General features: G+C 42.6%; 16 protein-coding genes and 1 pseudogene. 10 read left to right on the top strand and 7 right to left on the bottom strand.

The window, feature by feature from the left end; translation table 11 throughout:
* The first annotated feature begins 900 nt into the window (after positions 1-900).
* Positions 901-2643 (top strand): fasciclin domain-containing protein, encoded by a 1743-nt coding sequence (locus H6G26_RS30020; RefSeq protein ID WP_190734037.1) that lies wholly within the window; start codon positions 901-903, stop codon positions 2641-2643.
* Positions 2644-3036: 393 nt separating this feature from the next.
* Entirely contained in the window at positions 3037-4161 is a 1125-nt protein-coding gene (locus H6G26_RS30025) for a THUMP domain-containing protein (protein ID WP_190734038.1), read from the top strand.
* 572 nt (positions 4162-4733) lie between these two features.
* Here the strand turns inward: H6G26_RS30025 and H6G26_RS30030 are convergent.
* Positions 4734-5774, bottom strand: a complete 1041-nt coding sequence (locus H6G26_RS30030) for a J domain-containing protein (protein WP_190734039.1) — start codon at positions 5772-5774, stop codon at positions 4734-4736.
* A 244-nt stretch (positions 5775-6018) separates the two neighbouring features.
* Here H6G26_RS30030 and H6G26_RS30035 point away from each other — a divergent pair, with 244 nt between their 5' ends.
* From H6G26_RS30035 to H6G26_RS30045, 3 genes are all read left to right on the top strand, one after another.
* Positions 6019-6213, top strand: a complete 195-nt coding sequence (locus H6G26_RS30035; protein ID WP_190734042.1) for a hypothetical protein — start codon at positions 6019-6021, stop codon at positions 6211-6213.
* Positions 6210-6689, top strand: coding sequence for a YbjN domain-containing protein (locus tag H6G26_RS30040; protein WP_190734044.1), 480 nt, complete (start codon positions 6210-6212; stop codon positions 6687-6689). Before H6G26_RS30035 ends, H6G26_RS30040 begins: the two co-directional genes overlap by 4 nt.
* A gap of 187 nt (positions 6690-6876) precedes the next feature.
* The gene (locus H6G26_RS30045) at positions 6877-7542 is read left to right on the top strand and encodes a biotin/lipoate A/B protein ligase family protein (protein WP_190734063.1); all 666 of its coding nucleotides are present in this window, start codon (positions 6877-6879) and stop codon (positions 7540-7542) included.
* Here H6G26_RS30045 and H6G26_RS30050 read toward each other — a convergent pair.
* Both H6G26_RS30050 and purH read right to left on the bottom strand, forming a co-directional pair.
* Positions 7533-8147: an HD domain-containing protein gene (locus H6G26_RS30050; protein WP_190734046.1), complete on the bottom strand. Its 615-nt coding sequence runs from the start codon at positions 8145-8147 to the stop codon at positions 7533-7535. The two genes, H6G26_RS30045 and H6G26_RS30050, sit on opposite strands and share 10 nt — an antisense overlap.
* A 549-nt stretch (positions 8148-8696) precedes the next feature.
* The gene (gene purH, locus H6G26_RS30055; protein WP_190734048.1) at positions 8697-10217 is read right to left on the bottom strand and encodes a bifunctional phosphoribosylaminoimidazolecarboxamide formyltransferase/IMP cyclohydrolase; all 1521 of its coding nucleotides are present in this window, start codon (positions 10215-10217) and stop codon (positions 8697-8699) included.
* Between the two features lie 382 nt (positions 10218-10599).
* On the opposite strand from purH, the gene H6G26_RS30060 reads away from it, so the two are divergent.
* Positions 10600-10749, top strand: a complete 150-nt coding sequence (locus H6G26_RS30060; RefSeq protein WP_190734050.1) for a hypothetical protein — start codon at positions 10600-10602, stop codon at positions 10747-10749.
* 124 nt (positions 10750-10873) lie between these two features.
* On the opposite strand, the gene H6G26_RS30065 is transcribed toward H6G26_RS30060, so the two are convergent.
* The 4 genes from H6G26_RS30065 to H6G26_RS30080 form a co-directional block, all read right to left on the bottom strand.
* Positions 10874-11914: an ABC transporter ATP-binding protein gene (locus H6G26_RS30065; RefSeq protein WP_190734052.1), complete on the bottom strand. Its 1041-nt coding sequence runs from the start codon at positions 11912-11914 to the stop codon at positions 10874-10876.
* Positions 11915-11936: 22 nt separating this feature from the next.
* Positions 11937-13553, bottom strand: coding sequence for an iron ABC transporter permease (locus H6G26_RS30070; protein WP_190734054.1), 1617 nt, complete (start codon positions 13551-13553; stop codon positions 11937-11939).
* 3 nt (positions 13554-13556) lie between these two features.
* Positions 13557-14567, bottom strand: a complete 1011-nt coding sequence (locus H6G26_RS30075; protein WP_242053962.1) for an iron ABC transporter substrate-binding protein — start codon at positions 14565-14567, stop codon at positions 13557-13559.
* Between the two features lie 154 nt (positions 14568-14721).
* On the bottom strand, positions 14722-15798 hold the full coding sequence (locus H6G26_RS30080) for an iron ABC transporter substrate-binding protein (protein ID WP_190734056.1): 1077 nt from the start codon (positions 15796-15798) through the stop codon (positions 14722-14724).
* A gap of 503 nt (positions 15799-16301) precedes the next feature.
* Here H6G26_RS30080 and H6G26_RS30085 point away from each other — a divergent pair.
* The 4 genes and pseudogenes from H6G26_RS30085 to H6G26_RS30095 form a co-directional block, all read left to right on the top strand.
* On the top strand, positions 16302-17516 hold the full coding sequence (locus H6G26_RS30085) for a TPM domain-containing protein (protein WP_190734058.1): 1215 nt from the start codon (positions 16302-16304) through the stop codon (positions 17514-17516).
* A gap of 77 nt (positions 17517-17593) precedes the next feature.
* The gene (locus H6G26_RS30090) at positions 17594-18376 is read left to right on the top strand and encodes a LemA family protein (RefSeq protein ID WP_242053963.1); all 783 of its coding nucleotides are present in this window, start codon (positions 17594-17596) and stop codon (positions 18374-18376) included.
* Positions 18377-18542: 166 nt separating this feature from the next.
* A pseudogene (locus H6G26_RS43000) lies at positions 18543-18641 on the top strand (alpha/beta hydrolase); the annotation flags it as partial.
* A gap of 558 nt (positions 18642-19199) precedes the next feature.
* The coding region (locus H6G26_RS30095) for a reverse transcriptase domain-containing protein (RefSeq protein ID WP_190734062.1) at positions 19200-20188 on the top strand (989 nt) is incomplete at its 3' end.

A 20188-nucleotide genomic window follows, 5' to 3' on the forward strand; every position in this document is an offset into this window, starting at 1 on the left:
ACGAACCCTGGTTAATGCCACTGCCAAACTCAATCTCTGCTTCATCAGGCTAATGATTAAGAGGCTTGCAGTACCTTCTTAGATGTCAAATGGGTTCTATATGAAAACGCTGGGTTCAATAGTGCAGTAAAACCGGATTTATTACCCCACCTCCAGAAAAATTATGAGCAAGATTGTTATAAATTAGACACCTTTCAAAAATTATAGTTTCTCCGTGGTTCATTTTTATAAAATTCTCTTTTGAAAAAAAATAATTCCTAGTAAAAAATATTGGCGCAATCATGCCCCAAAATTTTGATTGCGATCGCTAATTCTCAGCTTAGTATTTGAAAATCTACCATTACAGACAACTATCTAAAGAGAGAAAGTTTAATCTCGAAATCCAGCCATTAGTTAGTTGTATAACTTGGCCCAAAGGTGAATAATACGGGATATAGCCAAGATACTTTCTATTTCTTAAATATTGCTCAAGATAATGATGCATTTAGTTTGACGGCATGAACCATCTTCAGTAATTAGAAAGAAATGGCTATCAAAAGCCAATTATCCTACTGCTTGGTTGCGATTTTATAACTGATAAAATCGCCTATTTACATTAAGTACCTTTATTGTCACAACATACCATATGCTACAGTATTGCTACTTATTGTTATTTGCGGTTCTTTAAAAATCAAATAGGGATTTTGTACTATGTGTGGGGAAAATTTGAATAATTGTTATGAAATGTCAAGAATAGATGCTCTTAATATCTAAACATTTTAATTTTTCAGAGTTAGTGGTTGTATTTGTGGTTTCCATATTGAGGCAAACCAAGCAATCATCTTGATATTTGTATTAACCGAACCTTGCATATAGTATTTTCCAATAGTCAATCCAAGAATTTGAAAAGAGGATATTTCCATGTTTAGTTTTTTCCGTGGGTCATCAACAAGGGTTGCTTTACTAGTTCTGGGAATGACAGCTGCTACAATAACTCCCATCGTAATTTCTACCCCAGCTTCATCTCAAAATACTGTTCCATCTACGACACCATCGCCTGCAACACCATCTGCAACACCATCTGCGACACCATCGCCTGCAACACCATCACCTGCTTCATCAGTTAACTTGTCTGATGTTTCTTCAGACTATTGGGCGCGTCCCTTCATTCAAGTCCTAGCTGACAATAACGTAATTAGTGGCTTTCCTGATGGCAGCTTTAGACCGAATCAAGCTGTGACTCGTGCCGAGTTTGCTGCCCTAATTCAAAAAGCTTTTCCTAACCAAAATCGAGTTCGGCAATTAAGCGCAGGTGGATTTCGTGATGTTCCTGCTGGCTATTGGGCAGCTTCTGCAATTCAGTACGCCTACGAAACTGGATTTGTGGCAGGCTATCCTGGGAACGTGTTTTCGCCAAATCAACAAATACCCAAGGTACAGGCGATCGTTGCTTTAACAAATGGTTTGGGTTTAACTGCTAGCGGCACTGGAACCAGTACTGACCTAAGCACCTACTACACCGACGCTTCAGCTATTCCGGAGTATGCTGTTAATAGTGTGACAATAGCAACGCAATCTAATATTGTTGTTAATTATCCAGATGTAAAACAACTCAATCCACAACAGTCCCTGTCTCGTGCAGAAGCTGCGGCACTCTTATATCAAGCTTTGGCTAGACAGGGAAGAGTGCAACCCATTGCTAGCAATCTTCCAGCTGCTCAATATATTGTTGGTGGAACTGCTGGTAGTACTCAAACTGGTACTGATATTGTTTCTCTTGCTGCATCCAGTAATTCTTTTACAACTCTGACTTCTTTATTAAAGACAGCTGGTTTAGCAGATATTCTTCAACAACCTGGCCCTTATACAGTCTTTGCTCCTACCGATCAAGCATTTGCTGCTTTGCCTGCTGCTACCCTACAGCAGTTACAGCAACCAGAGAACAGAGAAGCATTGATTAAGATTTTGAGATATCATGTGGTTCCTGGTGCAGTAACCGCTAGTCAGCTCTCAGCTGGAGAACTGAAAACCTATGAAGAAAGCTCTGTAAATATTCAAATCGATCGCGCTAATAATCAAGTCTCGGTGAATAATGCCAGAGTCATCCAAGCGGATGTCCAAGCTAGTAATGGTGTTATTCATGCAGTTAACCAAGTCCTCGTTCCGCCTGATGTTAACATCAGTCAGTTAAATCAGCCGCCAACAGGAAATACAGATGGCACAACGCCTAATGTTAACGCAGGTAGAACTACTCTTGGTGGCCCTAGCTATATCGGGGGTGGTGGTAACATTGGTTTGAGCGGTAACGATACAGCTTTGGGCGACACTAACTTTTCAGTGTTCAGCAAAATTGGTCTGACACGCAATATCTCAGTGCGACCATCAGTGATCTTTGGGGATGATACATTGTTTATGGTTCCCTTAACTTTGGATTTTGCTCCTCGTCGAGCTGCTGAGGTGGGTACACGAACTTTTTCTATATCTCCTTATATAGGTGCTGGCGTAGCCATAGAAGCTAATCTCGATACTGATTTTGGATTACTGCTAACTGGTGGTGTAGACGTTCCTATCGGTTCTCGATTTACGTTAAATGGTGCTGTCAATGCTGCTTTTATGGACGAAACTGATGTAGGGCTACAATTAGGACTTGGCTACAACTTCTAATTGAAGATAGAAGTAGGGGTAATTCATGTAGCCGAAGGCTTCCCGCAGGGTATTGCCCCTACGTAGAAATAAAGGTTTCGGCTTTTGTTTGCATAATTTATAGAACTTCCTCCTTGACAAAAAACACAAAATATGGTAAAGTGTTAAAATCCATATCTTTAGTAAGGGCACAGCATTGCTTATAGGTGTCAACTTAAGAAGATAAAGCCCAAATTTGTTAGGTGTAAGCGTCAATCAGTCGATGGCGCTTACGCCTTGTTTTGACTAATCCAAAGAGGTTTTGACCTTGCCATGCCCCTGCGATAAATCTTTATATATCAGGGTTTTGTGAATTGGCATAACGAGAGAGAATGTCAATGGGTCAGCAGTGAAGACAATGCTTTGGATTAGAGAATGAATCAGTATTTTGCAACGGTTGCTCGCGGATTAGAAACCCTCGCGGCTCAAGAGTTAGAGCAGCTGGGTGCCCATTCCGTGGAGCCAGGTTTTTGCGGTGTAGCCTTTGAGGGCGATCGCACTCTGCTTTATCGCGTCAACCTCTGGGCTAGGCTGCCGTTCCGAATTTTGATGAACATCCATGAGTTTCCTTGTCAAGATGCAAAGGATCTCTATCGCGGTATTCAGACTATCGATTGGGTAAACTATCTCACGCCAGACATGACGCTGGCGGTGAATACCACAGGCAAAAACGCTCACCTCAACCACAGCCACTTCACATCTCTCCAAATCAAAAATGCGATTGTTGACCAACAGCAAGAAAATCTGGGTGAGCGTTCAAATGTAGAGCTTTATGAACCAGATGTGCGGATCAATGTTCATATTGAGCGCGACTTTTGTACCGTTAAGCTCGACAGTTCTGGAAATAGTCTACATCGTCGAGGCTACCGCCCTGCGGTTGGAGCAGCCCCACTAAAGGAATCTCTAGCTGCTGCCCTCATTCAACTTTCGGGCTGGCAGCCAGACCAGATGTTCTACGACCCTCTCTGCGGGTCTGGCACTTTACCCCTAGAAGCTAGCTTAAAAGCACTTAATATAGCACCAGGGCTGTTTCGCGAACGCTTTGGATTTGAAAGTTGGCTCGATTTTGATTTGTCCCTTTTAGAAAAGTTGCTCCAAGAAGCTAAGGATAGCCAACTAGACGCCCTTCCCGCACCTATTTGGGGAAGCGATCGCGATGAAAATGTGATTGAGCAGGCGATTAACAATGCTCAAAACTGCGGCGTTGATAACCATGTATGGTTTTCTCAAATGGAGCTTGCTGATGTTGTCGCCCCCGCAGATAGTGGAGTTTTATTGTGCAATCCGCCCTATGGCGAACGGCTGGGGCGAGATAGTGACTTGGGGGCATTTTACAAACTTTTGGGCGATGTGTTGAAACAACGCTTTAAAGGCTGGACTGCGTTTGTGCTGAGTGGCAACAAGGAACTGTCTCAATCGATTGGACTGAAATCATCTAAGCGAATTGCAGTGTACAACGGAACGTTGCCCTGTCAGTTAATGAAATACGAGCTGTACTAAGACCGAATCGATCAGATTTTGTGATTTCCGGTTTGCGTTATGGTTTAGTGTAGGCGTAGCCCGTCGTAGACATCGCTCTCACCTACTATAGCGGTTTGCAGTTGAGTCCAACACAGACCTAACCCCCAACACCTTCCCTGCATTTGCGTAGCGTCTAGAAGAGAGGGAATGGGAGTAAGATTCCAAACCTCTCTCCTTAGAGGTTGTTTGAGAAGTGTTTCGCTGTGACTTTAGGCATTTGATCCCCCTAACCCCCCTTAAAAAGCTACAGTGTACACACAAGTAATTGCCCATATAGGTTTCATCGCTTCTAGCCCCCATAAATACCCAAATTTAGGTGGGCTTGAAACTGAGTTTATCCCCAAAATTTAAAGCTTAGGGCAATGAAACCCGCTCTCAGGTACAATTTCTAGACTTATGTGTACACCGTAGTCCTTAAAAAGGGGGAACCGGAATCAAAGTCTCCCTTAAAAAGGGGGATTTAGGGGGATCTAAAATTTTTGCTACCAACAACAGGACTTTTCAAACATCCTCTTAGCTATTTCCGAAATAACCTAATTTTTAATAATCAATTAATATCTCATTAATTCTGACAACATTTGCTCAAGCAAATCTTCCATGATTTCCTCATCTAAAGAGTGCAGAGTTGGTGGGCCACCGAGGAAATCTTTGATAGTGATTTTCTGCTCTCTAAAGTCTTTGACAAAATCCCGAATCTGAACAATAACCTTAATTTGAGATTCTATCGTTTCTACCATCAAAGCCATAGAGTCAATGCCTTTTTTAGCAGCTTTGCGAGAATCAGAAACCATAGTTCCTTCTGGAGTATTTTTTACTAAACGCAGTTCCTGTTTCAAATTTTCATATTGAGCGAGGAGAATTTGATTCTGCTGTTCTATAGTGCGACATTTTCGAGTTAAATCATCCTCGCTATTATAATCAATAACTTCTCCTACTTGCTGAACTCGCTCGATTTCTAAAAGTCTTGCCAAATCTCCTTCTTGGTAGGCTTTATTGATTGATTTCATAACTTCTGTATGATATCTCTGTGTTTCGCTGTCTTTTACCTTATCAGGGTGAAAGATTTCAGCTAATCTGAGAAAGGTTTCCCGAATTTTTCTCTTATCCTCTGTTTTAACTACAGGCGGAGATTCTAGAGACTGTTGTGCTTGCCAATGTTGATGCCGATCTTCAGCAGTTTCCTCTGAAAAATCTGATTCGGGTTCGGAATTATTAAATACTTCGTCTAGCTCTAGATTAAATTGCTTCCGACTAATGACACCTGTCAACTGGAGGTTAAGGTAAACTGCTTCTATATTTTTGATGGTTTGTTTACCAAACTTTCTGGTAGTAAAGATTTCATCAAATAAAGCATGAATATCCCGGTCTAACTCAGCCATTTTTTGGAAGTGGGGATTGGCTTGATGAAATATTTCTGTGGCCAAAGTTCGCATCTGTTCAACAAAATTATTTAATTCCGTTCGCTTTCTCTTAATTTGTTTAAGTAGCGATTTGTGTTCTTTTTCTAAAAATTCTAAGCGGATATGTAATTCGGAGAGAGCGAGTGGAGTTTCAAGAGGAGAGTGGGATGGAGATGAGGTGGTTCTAGGCATGAAACACGTATATAAGTTTAAGGTTTAAAATATAATTTCAACGCTTCTAACTTCTGGAAATAGGTTTTGATACAACTGATAGTATTCATCCACAAATTTCACTGTGGGCGCAGGAGGGCGCGGCTTAACCATACTAAGAGGATGTTTTCACGTAGGCGTAGCTCCTCGTAGACATCGCCCTTAATTATACTCCTGCGAGACTGGCAAAAGAGGCTTAGAAATTGGTCAAAAAGTCCAAATGCGGGTGAGCGCTTGCCCCTATCCGGATTATGATACTCTCAATGGTCAAGTGCAGGCAATCTCTCCAGATGCGATCGCAGCCCCACACTTTGAGCATTTGGAAAGTAGACGTAAAAGCAAGCTCAAACCAACTGCGTCCACAAGTTATAAAGTATGTGTAGATAAGACAGCAAATATGTTGAGGAAAAAATCTGTATGACAACCTACCAAGAAAGCATAACTAGTAACGAATCCATTAATGAGCTAATCGCCGAGACGGCAAGCATTAACCATGTGGAGGTAATTGAGAATGTCATCGATTCCTTGGAACAAGATGACAGTGCGATGGTTAGCCACACTCCAGAGGGTGGCTATCTCTGGAAGTTTAAGTATGGAAGTGTGCAAGTATTTGTCCAACTCAACGGGACAAGCGATGAAGACACCATAACGGTTTGGTCAGCGGTGCTAAATTTACCTGCCAAAGATGAACCTAAGTTGATGCGGTATCTTTTGGAGTTAAACTGCTCAAGTACTTTTGAAGCGCGTTTTGGTATTATTGAAAACCGAGTGGTTGTGATATCAACACGCACCTTAGCTGAGTTATCTCCTGGCGAAGTGTCTCGGATCATCACCATTGTGGCAACGATCGCAGATAATAATGATGAAGCTTTACAAACTGAATTTGGTGCGACTTGACTAATCGCTTTGCTTTAGTTAGGAGTTATAAGTGTTGAGTTGTAAGTTGATAAACTTTTTAACAGACGCGATTAATCGCACCTCTACTCCTAACTCATGTACAGACGCGATTAATCGCGTTTCTTAACTCTTGAATTCTAAAGTGTGGCGACTAATTCCTTTGCTAGAGGCGGCTGGCAATGTGCAGATGGCGATTGACCGATGGTTACTAGAACAACACCAGTCTGGACATCCGTCAACTCTGCGCTTTTATACTTGGTCGCCACCTGCCATTTCTCTCGGCTATCATCAACACCAATACCCTGAGCATTGGCAACATTTAACTTGGCAAGGGCAAAAACTGGATTTAGTGCGCCGTCCTACTGGTGGACGGGCGGTGTTACACCAAGGTGATTTAACTTACGCTGTAATAACATCTGGACTTACGGGTAATCGCCTCCAGGTGTACGAAAAAATTTGCGAGTTTTTGATTCAAGGGTGGCGATCGCTCGGCGTAGAATTACATTATGGTACGGCTGGGCGAGGTTACATCCACAACCCTAACTGTTTTGGCACAGCAACTAGTGCAGATTTAGTTTTGCCAGATGCCAGCAAACTCATTGGTAGCGCTCAATTGCGACGTAATGGGGCAATTTTGCAACATGGTTCCATCCGTTTGCAACCGGATGCTGAACTGTTTGCTCAAGTATTTGGTGCAGAATCTTTTACGACTGTACAACTGCCTCAAAATCTTAGTGTAGAAAATATTATTGCAGCTTTAGTTGCCGCAGCTAGCGATTGTTTTGATATGCAAATAGAGGTAAAACCCCTCTCCCTGTCTGAATGGGAAGCAATTTTGGCGCATCAGCCCTGAATGTTGAGTGCAAGAGTCTCTTTTAGATACCCTGCTGTCACACAATCATCAATCAATTGCAGGACAAACGGCCACAGTTCCGGCGCACCTGTTTCTACTGGCGCTACCCGTTTCATCACCTGGTCGCGCCTAATGCCATGAATGCGCCAAGTCCCGCCCTGAGTTTGCTGATTATGCAACAATGGCTGCATACGGTCTAGGGCTGCGGCAAATTTGGCGGTGGGTGTTTCCCCTGCTTCAAACTCATCCCAAAGTAAACGCAATTCGCTACCTTGATCTGCTGGTAAAAGTCCGAATAAGCGCAATGCTGCTTGTGCTTCTCGTTCTGCTTTGCTGTCATTACCCTGTACATCGTAGCAGAAGGTGTCACCTGCATCAATTTCTACTAAATCGTGAATTAGCAGCATTTTGATGGCATGAAATATATCAACACCCTCTGGGGCATATTCTGCTAATACACTTGCCATCACCGCTAAATGCCAAGAGTGTTCAGCACTATTTTCTCGGCGTGACCCATCAGTGAGTAGGGTTTGGCGCATCACCTGTTTCAATCGATCAATTTCGATAATGAATTGAATTTGTTGAGTCAGCCGATTAACTTGCACCTAGATTTATGATTGCGGGTGAGGTTGACTGGATTTTGAACTTTAGGTGATTATCTCAATAATTCTGGCGAATCTGCAAGAGCTTTTTTCTGCATACCAATTAAAAAGCGCCTGGGAGTGTTGCCGTGTTTCCACCCCAAACGCTTTTTATTTTTAACTTGCTCCTCACACAATTAGATAGTATCACTGCTTCTATCAAAAGGCGAGTATATTGAGTGACACTTTCAAAACTGCACCTAAAATCCAATTTCTATATATAAATTAAAAAATGCCTGGGAGTGTTGCCGTGTTTCCACCCCAGGCATTTTTTATTCTCAACTTGCTCCTCACACACAAATAAACATTATCACTACTTCTATCAAATGGCAAGTATATTGAGTGAAATTTTTGACAAATTAAAAAGCGCTTGGGAGTGTTGCCGTGTTTCCACCCCAGGCGCTTTTTACTTTTAACTTGCTCCTCACACACGACTAAAACATATCATTAATTCAATCAAAAGCAAGCAGATTATGTGACACTTTATAAAGTGTACATCTTGCGGAGAGTGATTTAGTGTAAAAAGTGACGTATACCAGTTAATACCATCACCAAACCCAGTTCGTTAGCAGCAATGATAGAATCTTTATCGCGTACACTTCCCCCTGGTTGGACGATGGCTGTAATTCCTGCTGCTGCGGCTGTTTTCACAGAATCATCGAAGGGGAAGAATCCATCGCTGGCGAGAATTGCACCTTTGGCTTTTTCTTGAGCTTGTTCTAGGGCAATTTTAACTGAGCCGACGCGGTTCATTTGACCAGCACCTACTCCTAGTGTAGTGCGATCGCTAGTTACAACAATTGCATTAGATTTAACGTGTTTGCAAACTTTCCAAGCAAATAATAATTCGGCTAATTCGCTGTCGGTGGGTTGACGTTCGGTGACTATTTGCCATTGACTGGTATCAGCAATTATATCATCGCTAGTTTGGACAAGAAAACCACCTGCGATCGCTTTCACTGTATCCTTAGGGCCACTGCTCAAATCAGCTAGAGTCAAAACCCGCACGTTAGATTTTTTGGCAAGGATTTCTTGGGCTTCGGCTTCACAACTTGGTGCAACTACACATTCTAAAAATGTTTTAGTTAACTCGCTAGCTGTAGCCGCATCAATCGGACGGTTGAGTGCGACAATTCCACCAAAGGCAGAAGTAGAATCAGCATTGAAAGCCTTTTGGTAAGCTTCTGAAATAGTGCTTCCCAACGCCGTACCACAGGGATTTGTATGTTTGATAATCGTTGCGGCTGGAGTATCAGCAAATTCAGCAATGATTCGGCGTGCGGCTTCTAAATCGACTAAGTTATTGTAACTAAGTTCTTTGCCTTGCAGTTTTGTCGCGGCTGTCCATCCCGTTGGGGTAGTACCAGTTTGATACCAGGTGGCGGGTTGATGCGGGTTTTCGCCGTAACGCAGAGATTGTAATTGTGTACCGCTAAGGGTGTAATGTTGTGCTTCTGCGAGGTAAGATGCGATCGCTTGATCATAGCTAGCAGTGTGCGAAAATCCTTTTAATGCCGCCTTTTGCCGAAACTCTAGGGATGCTACGCCGTTATTTTGCCGTAATTCCTGTAAATATTCGTCATACTGTGCGGGATCGCATAATACAGTGAGATGGGCAAAGTTTTTCGATGATGCCCGTAGCATAGCAGGGCCACCGATATCAATCTGTTCAACAGCTTCAGCTAATGTTACCCCTGGTTTAGCGATCGTTTCCTCGAAAGGATATAGATTCACCACTACTAAATCAATCGGGCGAATTTGGTTATTTTCTAAGTCTGTAATATCTTGGGGAACATCTCGCCGGGCCAAAATTCCGCCATGAATTCGGGGATGTAGGGTTTTGACTCGGCCACCTAAAATTTCTGGTGAACCTGTATAATCTGCAACTTTGGTAACAGGGAGTCCCGCATCTTTGAGTGCTTGGGCTGTTCCCCCACTGCTGATTAAATCAAAGTCGAATTCTTCAACCAAGCTACGGGCTAGGTCAATTAAACCAGTTTTGTTAGATACACTCAGCAGGGCTAGACGCGCCATTGATCAATTCCTTAAAAGTAGGCTGTGAAGCAAAGGATCTCAAGTTTTGCATAAGCCTTGGTTCACTTCAAGACCATGAGGAATAATATTGACTCGTGTAATTTATATGGTTACATCCCCCATCAGCACTGCCGAAAATGCTGAAAATAAGCAATGAGTAGGCTTAGTCTCTGATATTTGCGATCGCCTATTTGCCGATTACTTATCGATCTCATCAAATATAGCGCTTCTCGAATGGAAGCAATACACTTTGACCTTACTTCCATTCCTCTGCCCTACAAGGGGAGAGGCTTTGAATCTTACTCCCCTTCCCTTGTAGGGAAGGGGCTGGGGGTTAGGTCTGTATTTCGTGCAATTGAGAACCGCTATGGTATAATTACTGATGATTTGGTACCAGAATTGGAAATTACCCCTGACGCAATCTTTCAACGCGCTGGATTACCCTGATGATGAAACGTTGTCACAAGTCCGATTAACAATTAGCTTTCGGATTGTGGAAGCGATCGCTATTTTATGGCATCGAGTGAATTGAATCTTCTGAATACCATTCTGCTGGAAGATGAAGTAGATAACTAGTTGCTCCATGCTTAGGAATTACATAGCGATGTCTACGCCTACGCATAATTCATATTTTGATTTTAGCAACGCCAAAAAATTTATTGGGGAAAAACCTTTACAGTATCACTGGCTATGGATAACTCCACTTTTGTACCTACAGGTAACGCCATATCTGTCATCGTCCGCGCATGAATTTCTTTACCAGAGGGAGTTTGTAAACAATATTGGTACTCACGTCCTAAAAACCGTCGGGTGCGAACAACTACAGGCGCATCAGTACTAGGCTTTAAGATAAAATCTTCTTGGCGGATCATGATTTCGCCAGTATTTTCGGTGTGATTGACTGTTAACTCAAAACTACCGATTTCTGTCTCCCACAAATTACCTTGACGACGCGCAGGAAGGAAATTAGCCTGAGTAACAAATTCGGCGACGAATCTTGATGCTGGATAAGTATAAATTTCTTCTGGTGTGCCTATTTGTTCTAAATATCCTTGGCGCATGACACCCACTATATCTGAAATAGCCAATGCTTCTTCTTGATCGTGGGTAACAAAAATTGCTGAAGTTCCCGCCGCTTTGAGAATGTCTCGTATTTCTTCTCGCAACCGTAACCTAACTTGAATATCAAGATTGCTTAAGGGTTCATCTAAAAGCATGAGTTGGGGTTGGGGTGCTAAAGCGCGGGCGAGTGCAACCCGTTGCTGCTGTCCACCTGAAAGTTCGTAAGGGTAACGTTTTTCTAAGCCTTCAAGTCTCACCAAAGTAATGACTTCGGCTATCCGTTTTTGTATTTGCTGTTTACTGAAATTTTTCAACCCAAAGGCCACATTTTCTGCCACATTTAGATGGGGAAACAGTGCATAATCTTGAAAAACAACACCGATGTCGCGCTGTTCGGCTGGGATGCAAGTAGAATTATTACAAACTACCTGTCCACCAATTTTAATTTCTCCTGCTTGCGATCGCTCAAAACCAGCAATCATTCGCAACAGCGTAGTTTTACCACAACCAGATGGGCCGAGCAATCCTAAGATATCTCCTTGTTGCAACGTCAAAGATACATTATCTACAGCAGGAAAGGTAGTTTCTGCAAACTGCTTGGTGACATTCTGTAAGTGGAGAATTACTTGTTGCATAAGGTAGATAACACAAGACTGGTTAGAACTTTGTTTGCACTGGCGCGTTACTTATGACTTTATCTTTTTTGACGTTCTCTTGAGATAGCACCAATAAAGTTGAACCCATAGAAACTAGTAGCATAGCTAATGAAGCCGCCGCCGCATCGGCAAAATCTACATTTTCTGTAGCTTGCCAAATTTGCGTTGCTAATGTACCAAAGCCAATAGGCGCTAACAGCATGGTGGCGGGTAGTTCTTTAATCGCTGTCAGAAATACTAGCACTGCACCACTCAACACACCTGATTGTACTAAAGGTAGGGTAACTTCTCTTAAAGTTTGCCAAGCATTCCTACCTAAGCTACGGGCTGATTCTTCTAGCTGGGGATTGACTTGTAAAAGCGAACTGCGGACTGTTCCCACTGATTGCGGTAAAAATAAAACTAAGTAAGCAAATATCAGCATCGGCAGAGTTTGGTACAGTGCTGGCAAATAGTTGGCACCAAAAAATACTAAAGATAAAGCAACTACAATTCCGGGAACTCCAAAACCGATGTAAGAACAGCGTTCAATTATGGCAGTGATTTTGCTCGGAAACCTCACTGCTAAAATTGCTACTGGCAGGGCAAAGATGGTGGTAGCTAAAGCTGCCAGTCCAGCCGCGCTAATGGAGTTGATAATAGTGGGGAATAAGTTGGGGAAAGTGTAACCAGTGTTAAGTCCACGAATTAGCCAAAATAGGGTAATACCTACTGGCAAAACTACACCGAAGCTACTAATTAGCAGACAAAAGCCGAAAGCGGGCCATTTCCAAATACCCAACTTGACAATTTTCGGTGGACGTAGAGAAGCGGAACCACGACTATAATAAGCTGCACGCGATCGCATTCGATATTCCAACCACAAAATCAGCAGCACCAATATCACCAACATCAAAGATAAAGCTGCGGCTGAATTCCGATTAAAGCTAGTTTTATATTGTAAAAAAATTGCCCGTGTAAAGGCATCAAATTGCATCAGCGAAGGTGTACCAAAGTCCCGCAAAGCATACAAAGCTACTAATAATCCCCCAGCAATTAATGATGGTTTCAACTGTGGCAAAACTACTTTAAAAAAGGTTTCTCTACCGCTATAACCCAAACTGCGAGATGCTTCTTCCAATGATGGATCAATACCTTGTAATCCAGAACGCACACTCAGCAGCATATAAGGATAGGTAAACAAAGTAATTGCCAAAACTGTCCCAGGAAAACCATAAATGGAAGGTAATTCTTCTACTCCTAATGGTTGAAGCAACAATTGCAAAAAACTACCTCGTGGTGCCAAAGTTGCAATCAGCGCAAAACTGCCTACGTAGCTAGGAACCGCTAAGGGTAATGTTGTCGTCACTAACCAAAAACGTCTACCTGGTAAGTCTGTCCGTACAGTTAAAAATGCCAATGGTACGGCAATTAATGTGGAAAATAACGTCACCGTTGCCGCCATCGCCGCACTATTGAAAAAAACCATGATATTGCGGGGACGAGAAATCAATTCTCGTAACTCTTCCCCGCCAATATCTGCAGTGCGAATCACTAAATATAGTAATGGCAGGGCAATGGCAACTGCCACTACCCCTGCCGCTAATGTGAGAAATAATGGAGGGCGAACCGCTTTCAACTGTTACAAAACTCCTGCCTGCTGTAGTAAATTCAAAGTTGCTGGCAAATCGTCTAAATCTGTCAAGTTAACATTGGGTGGATTCAGCTTACTGATTGGTATTTGTTTTGATGGCGCTGGAATTCCTTTTACTAAAGGATACTCATTAGTTTCTTTGGCAAAGTAATTTTGTGAACTCTGGTTGAGCAGATAATCAATTAAAGCCTCCACATCAGCTTTTTGATCTGTGGTATTAGTAATTGCTACTCCTGCCACGTTAATCATTGATCCTGCGTCTTTGTTTGTGTAATGGTGGGCAACAGGAAAGTTAGGATCATCTTTTTTGAAGCGATATAAGTAGTAATTATTCACTAAACCAAGATGAACTTCTCCGCGTCCCACAGCTTCAACGATCGCAGCATTTTTACCGTAATCTTTGACACCATTAGCTTTCATTGCTTTGAGCCATTGGAGAGTTTTTTCATCTCCATTTAATACTCGCATTGCGGTGATAAATGACTGAAATGAGCCGTTAGTTGGTGCCCAGCCTACTTTACCGCGCCATTTCGGATCTGTTAATTGCGAAATTGATTTCGGTAGTTCCCCTTGCTTAACTAACTTGGTGTTGTAGTCAATTACACGAGCGCGTCCAGAGATTCCTAGCCAATGCCCTTTAGCAGAACGAAAGCGAGAATCAACCTTGTTTAGCAATTTCGAGGCAATCGGCTGTGTTACCTGTTTTTTCTCCAAAGTGCCTAAAGCACCAGCATCTTGAGCAAAAAACAAGTCTGCACGGCTATTTTTGCCTTCTTCCAAAAGTGCGATCGCTAACTCAGCAGTATCGCCATAACGCACTTGAATATCCTTATTTAAATCTTTTTTTGCTTTCTCAATTAAGGGGCCAATTAGTTTCTCATCTCTGCCTGAGTAAATTACGAGGGTTTTCGTTTGAGCATCTACAGCTACCCCGATACCCCAACCGAGCGTTACAGCTAGAGCTAATCCTGAAACTTTCAATAATGTTAAACTTTTCAATCTCCAATCCTCCACCCTGGTACTTACCAGGAAGTTTTTGCAATAATTTTGGTATTCTCAACCTTTACCATTAACCTATACTGATAAGCAAGAAAGTTTATCGAAAATTTAGATTTTTCCTACTATTGCTAGATGCATTCTAAACCTTTGTAGACTATATGACTTGTACTTGCTGCATGAGTTTGAGTGTTGACTCTAAATCGCTAAGATTACTCAAGTCGATTTTTTGAGTTTCTTTTTTAATTTCTTGGAGAGATTTTAGTTTCCCTTTGGGCGCTACAGCCGAAGTTAGAGGATATTCATAGGTTTGATTAGCGAAGTAGTTTTGGGCATTTTCGTTCAGCATGAATTCGACAAACTTTTGAGCAATATTGGGATGCTTGGCGCTGTTAAGAATTGCTACGCCTGCAACATTTACTAAGGAACCCACATCATCGGTAAAATGATGCTCCACTGGAACTTGAGGATTATCTTGTTTGACTCGTTCTAGATAATAATGATTGACAAATCCGACAGCAATTTCGCCGCGAGATAAGGCTTCCACGATCGCACTATTATTAGGATAAACTTTAGCATTGTTAGCTTTAATACCTTCTAACCATTGCCTAGCTTTGTCTTCTCCTTCTGCAACCCGCAAGGCGGTGACAAAAGATTGAAACGAACCATTTGTAGGTGCCCAGCCAATTTTACCTTTCCACTTCGGTTCAGTAAAGCCAAAAATTGACGATGGTAATTCCCCAGATTTTACTAATTTAGTGCTGTAATCTACTGTACGCACTCTTCCCGAAATACCTACCCATTTTCCCTCTGGCGAACGATAGGTACTATCTACCTGATTGAGAAGAGATGTTGGTAACTGTACTGCTCGATTTGCTTTTTGCATAGCTCCGAGGGCGCTGGCATCTTGAGCAAAGAAGACATCTGCGGGGCTGTTTGTCCCTTCTTCCAAAATTGCTGATGCTAACTCAGCAGTATCGCCGTAACGGACTTGTACTTTACTATTATTTTGTTGCTCAAATTGTTTGATCAGCTCACCAATGAGCTTTTCGTTACGTCCTGAGTAGACTACTAGCTCTTTTTCTAATGTACCGCTAGCAGCTGTAGTTGGTGTAGCCTGCCCTGATGGCGATTGAGCAGTATCGGTGGGAGTTTGATTAGCATTACAAGCGATCGCTAATCCTCCACTAACAGTTGCTAGTCCCACTATATAGACAAACTTACGACGCTTCATAATTTTCATCCACCAGAAATAAAACTATTAATCGGAATCTCAATAATTTTATTGATTAAATATTTCAATAACATCATAAACTGCTATTGCCACTGTCAAGCCACATTTCTTTTTGGCTATTAAGCTGTCGAGCCTACAAGTTGCACCATTTTGCTTGTCAATAAAAGATGGAAACCCTCTCCCTTGCCCTTAAAGCGTACCCCTTTGGGGATCTTGTTATGCGTAGCGTCCCGCAGGGATAGGATATTTTTTTATTTGGAAGTCCCTTAAAACGCTTACTCCTGGTTTACTGGTCATTTTAAATTTAGAACACGATAATAGTAATAACTCCCTTTGGGTAGAAGTTGTGCGAACAACTTTCAGATTTTAGCTAAAACAATAAATTGCCTTATGTCTGACTTGTAGGGCAGCTTAGGGTGAATTGTTGGGTGGTGATGCATGGGATTTTGACGATCGCTTTCACCCTCCTTCGTCAAACAGGAAATTATAAAAAACAAAACATTATGAAATTAAGTTTCAGTAAACCAAAAAGCATTTTTTGGGTGAGTTTATTTTCCTCTACTATATTTCTTTTTCCAGGTTCTGTCCTAGCTTTGACTATCCAAGAAGTTCCTAACCCCCGAAAGGAATATGGTGGATGGGTAACTGATATGGCAGGTATCCTCAGCGAAGAAACAGAAACTCAAATCAATCAAAAAATTTCTCAGTTAGAGGGGAAAAATGGCACGGAAATAGCGGTAGTAACAGTTCCAGCAACTGCCCCTGCTGCTTCTGTCAAAAAATTTGCAACGGAACTGTTTAATTATTGGGGAATTGGCAAGAAAGGAAAAGATAATGGCATATTGTTTTTGATTTCGGTAGGCGATCGCCGCGTAGAAATTGAGACTGGTTATCGTGTGGAAGCGATTTTGCCCGATGCCAAAGTGGGCAACATTATTGATACCGAAATCATCCCGCGATTTAAAAAAGGAGACTTTGAAGGTGGTACACTGGCGGGAACCAAAGCAGTAATATTTGTCTTAGAGTCTGATGGCATTTCGTCTGCAAAGCCGATAACAACTCCAAACCAGTTAGCTTCCCCGAATGTAGAAACAACAAAGAAAGATAATGCTACATTATGGGGCTTTGTAACTGCGGGTGGAATATTGGCAGTGGTGGTGGGAGGCGGTGTTTATCTGGCACGCCCTCGGAAAATTTTCATTGAACCGGAAGGGTATACCCGCCGAAGTCAGGGCAATTACCTTTTTTTGTGTGCTGATTGCCAACAGCCGATGGAAAAAGTAGACGAAGCCACAGTTGATTCATGTCTGAACAAATCGCAAAAAACAGCACAAAATATAGGTAGTGTTAAATTTGAAGGCTGGAGATGTGCCAATTGCAGCCAGAAGCCAACTGGTAGTGGTTTCCACATTGTCGCTCAACAGTCCCATGAATCTAAATTTCGAGAATGCCCTCACTGTCAAGAATTGACTGTCATTCATACTGAGAAGACTGTCCAATCAGCTACTGAATACAGATTGGGTAGACGACTAATTATTGATGAGTGTCACAGTTGTTCTTATCACCACGAGATTGAAGAAATAATTCCTCGTTTGCCACCGCCTCCCCCGCCTCCTCCTCCCAGTAGTTCGTGGGGTGGCAGTAGCGGTGGTGGTGGTAGCGGTGGTGACTTTGGCGGTGGCAGTAGCGGTGGTGGTGGTGCTGGCGGTAGCTGGTAAGCAAAAGACAGAGGGTAGAAGGGGAGAGCCTTATCCTATCTAGTTTTTCAGCTTTGCTTGGCTGCAATTTGTAACTTATGAATACTATGAATAATCAAGAAAAGAGAATTCCAGAAGAGATTGCCCCAGAGGTGCTAGAGTTAGCATCGCGCTACTATGCCAATCACACCCAAAGTTACTCGGCTTCTGAGTTGGTGGCAGCAGCAGAGGAAGTTGATATTCCGGCTGAGTTTATTCAGCAAGCCATCCGAGATGTACAGGTAAGGCATAAGCAACAACTTGAGGAACAAAACCACTTAAAGCATCTGCGCCAAAGATTACTGTTTTTTGGCGCAGGTATAGTAACTGCATTGGCTATCTGGACTAGCTGGACTTATAACTCTATACAAAGTAGTAGCATCAGAACTGAAGCAGCTTGGGCGCAAGTAGAAAATCAACTCCAGCGACGTGCCGATTTAATCCCCAACCTTGTGAATGTGACACAAGCTTATGCCAAACAAGAAAAAGAGTTAGTCTCTTTATTGGTGCGATCGCGTGAAGCTTATTTGCAAGCGGTTACTCCCAATGAAAAAGCTGCTGCTACGGTACAAATCAATCAAGCAATCAACGGCTTCCGCAATTATGCAGCCGCTAATCCCCAATTGCAATCTAGTCAAATGTTTATCAATCTTCAGTATGAGCTAGCGGGTACTGAAAATCGCCTAGCTGTAGAGCGAATGCGTTACAACCAAGCGGTGCAAGCTCATAACCAAAAAATTTACAGTTTTCCCAACTCGCTTGTAACTAATATTTTTGGATTTCAAAAAAAGGAATTCTTCCAAGCTACAAATACTGATGTTCCCAAGATTCCAAGGGAATAAATAGCGGTTCTATCGGCTCCTTTCTCTTTTGATACTGAAGCTTACCAATTAAGAAAACTTGGGGCAGGACAAACACACGGAATTTCTGAAACCATTGCTGGATAATAATAAGTCTGCTTGAAGAGATAGGATCTATTTAGAAAAATAAAATTTTAGGAGTAAACCTCTGTCTTTACAATTTATTACCGTTCCCCCTGAAACTTATCAATCCCCCGCAGGCTTAATTGTCACTTTGCATGGTTGGGGGGCTAATGCTGAGGATGTGTGCGATTCGTTGATTAGCGAATAACGGTAATCAATCCGTAAATAACTAATCCAGCCCGACAGCAGATTACTGTCACTAAAGGCTGAACTCTCGGTCAGATGCAGGTGCAAGTCCTGTCATTCAGACTCAGAATTGACTCCTTATCTGCCCACACCGAACAAGCTCGGTTCTTGTAGAGTGAAGCTGGGAACAGGGCGTAATCAGACGACCGTTGCGGGTTGACACTGGCGCTAAAAGGGAGTTCCTATGATGAAACAGAGCCTTGAAAAGCGACCTACTGCTAGGCAGGGCGCAACACAAAATAACCTTGACCGCATTGGAGATAACTCCCGCCGAACTATATCCTAAAACGGCAAGAGTCTAGGGAATCCAATGGTCGAATTGGCTACATCTAACGGAACAATCAATCTCTCCGAGGGAACGAATAAAAACGATCTGTGAGTCTTGGGGAAGTCGAACCCCAGGTAGGCTAGACGAGAAGCGGAACCCTCACAAGTCGGGTAGGACGAACCGTAATTGGTTCGAGGTGTTCAGAAAATACAAACTAGAGAAGAGAAAATGATTAGACACAGTTACAAAACTAGTGAATCTTGGAAAGCATTACCGTGGAAGAAATTCCGCCGAAACCTTTTCCGCCTTCAAAAGCGCGTATTCAAAGCTGTTCAAGTTGGAGACAAACGGAAAGCTAGGTTTCTCCAAAAGCTTATTTTAAAATCCACCTCGGCTCGATTTCTTGCAATAAGACAAATATCTCAGCTAAACGCTGGTAAAAAGACGGCGGGTATTGATGGTAAGAAATCCCTCTCATTTGAAGAACGCTTCAACCTCGAAGAACTACTTAAAATGAATAGTGGAAATTGGAAACATCAAGGACTACGGGAAATCCCCATCCCTAAAAAGGACGGGACTACCAGAATGCTTAAGATACCAACCATCTCGGATAGAGCTTGGCAATGCCTTGCAAAATACGCACTCGAACCAGCACACGAAGCCACCTTCCACGCTAGGAGCTACGGGTTTAGAACTGGGCGCTCCGCCCACGATGCACAAAAGTACATTTTCAACAACCTAAGCTCCAATGTTAGTGGAATAGAAAAACGAGTAATCGAACTCGACATCGAAAAATGCTTCGACAGGATCAACCACTCAGCAATAATGGACGAACTCATCGCCCCCAAAGGCTTAAAACTCGGTATCTTCCGATGCCTCAAGGCAGGGGTAAACCCAGAATTTCCCGAACAAGGAACCCCACAAGGGGGAGTGGTTAGCCCATTACTAGCAAATATTGCACTCAACGGAATTGAGAGTATCCACAGATACCACTCCCAATATTGTGAGGGTAAAAGGATTACACCTAAAACATCGACAGAAAAAATTGTCGAGCCATCAATCCGATACGCGGATGACATGGTTATCATACTCCGACCCGAAGATGATGCAACAGAGATACTTGAAAGAATCAGCGAGTTCCTCCGCAAACGCGGAATGAATGTAAGCCAAAAGAAAACCAAAGTTACCGCCGCGACAGATGGGTTTGATTTCCTCGG

This window comes from Nostoc sp. FACHB-888 (assembly GCF_014696655.1).
Lineage (GTDB): Bacteria > Cyanobacteriota > Cyanobacteriia > Cyanobacteriales > Nostocaceae > Nostoc.

Excerpts from the sequence above, each read along its gene's own strand:
- H6G26_RS30020 (WP_190734037.1), top strand. The coding sequence starts at position 901 with ATGTTTAGTTTTTTCCGTGGGTCATCAACAAGGGTTGCTTTACTAGTT.
- H6G26_RS30025 (WP_190734038.1), top strand. The coding sequence starts at position 3,037 with ATGAATCAGTATTTTGCAACGGTTGCTCGCGGATTAGAAACCCTCGCG.
- H6G26_RS30030 (WP_190734039.1), bottom strand. The coding sequence starts at position 5,774 with ATGCCTAGAACCACCTCATCTCCATCCCACTCTCCTCTTGAAACTCCA.
- H6G26_RS30040 (WP_190734044.1), top strand. The coding sequence starts at position 6,210 with ATGACAACCTACCAAGAAAGCATAACTAGTAACGAATCCATTAATGAG.
- H6G26_RS30045 (WP_190734063.1), top strand. The coding sequence starts at position 6,877 with ATGGCGATTGACCGATGGTTACTAGAACAACACCAGTCTGGACATCCG.
- purH (WP_190734048.1), bottom strand. The coding sequence starts at position 10,217 with ATGGCGCGTCTAGCCCTGCTGAGTGTATCTAACAAAACTGGTTTAATT.
- H6G26_RS30060 (WP_190734050.1), top strand. The coding sequence starts at position 10,600 with ATGATTTGGTACCAGAATTGGAAATTACCCCTGACGCAATCTTTCAAC.
- H6G26_RS30065 (WP_190734052.1), bottom strand. The coding sequence starts at position 11,914 with ATGCAACAAGTAATTCTCCACTTACAGAATGTCACCAAGCAGTTTGCA.
- H6G26_RS30080 (WP_190734056.1), bottom strand. The coding sequence starts at position 15,798 with ATGAAGCGTCGTAAGTTTGTCTATATAGTGGGACTAGCAACTGTTAGT.
- H6G26_RS30085 (WP_190734058.1), top strand. The coding sequence starts at position 16,302 with ATGAAATTAAGTTTCAGTAAACCAAAAAGCATTTTTTGGGTGAGTTTA.
- H6G26_RS30090 (WP_242053963.1), top strand. The coding sequence starts at position 17,594 with ATGAATACTATGAATAATCAAGAAAAGAGAATTCCAGAAGAGATTGCC.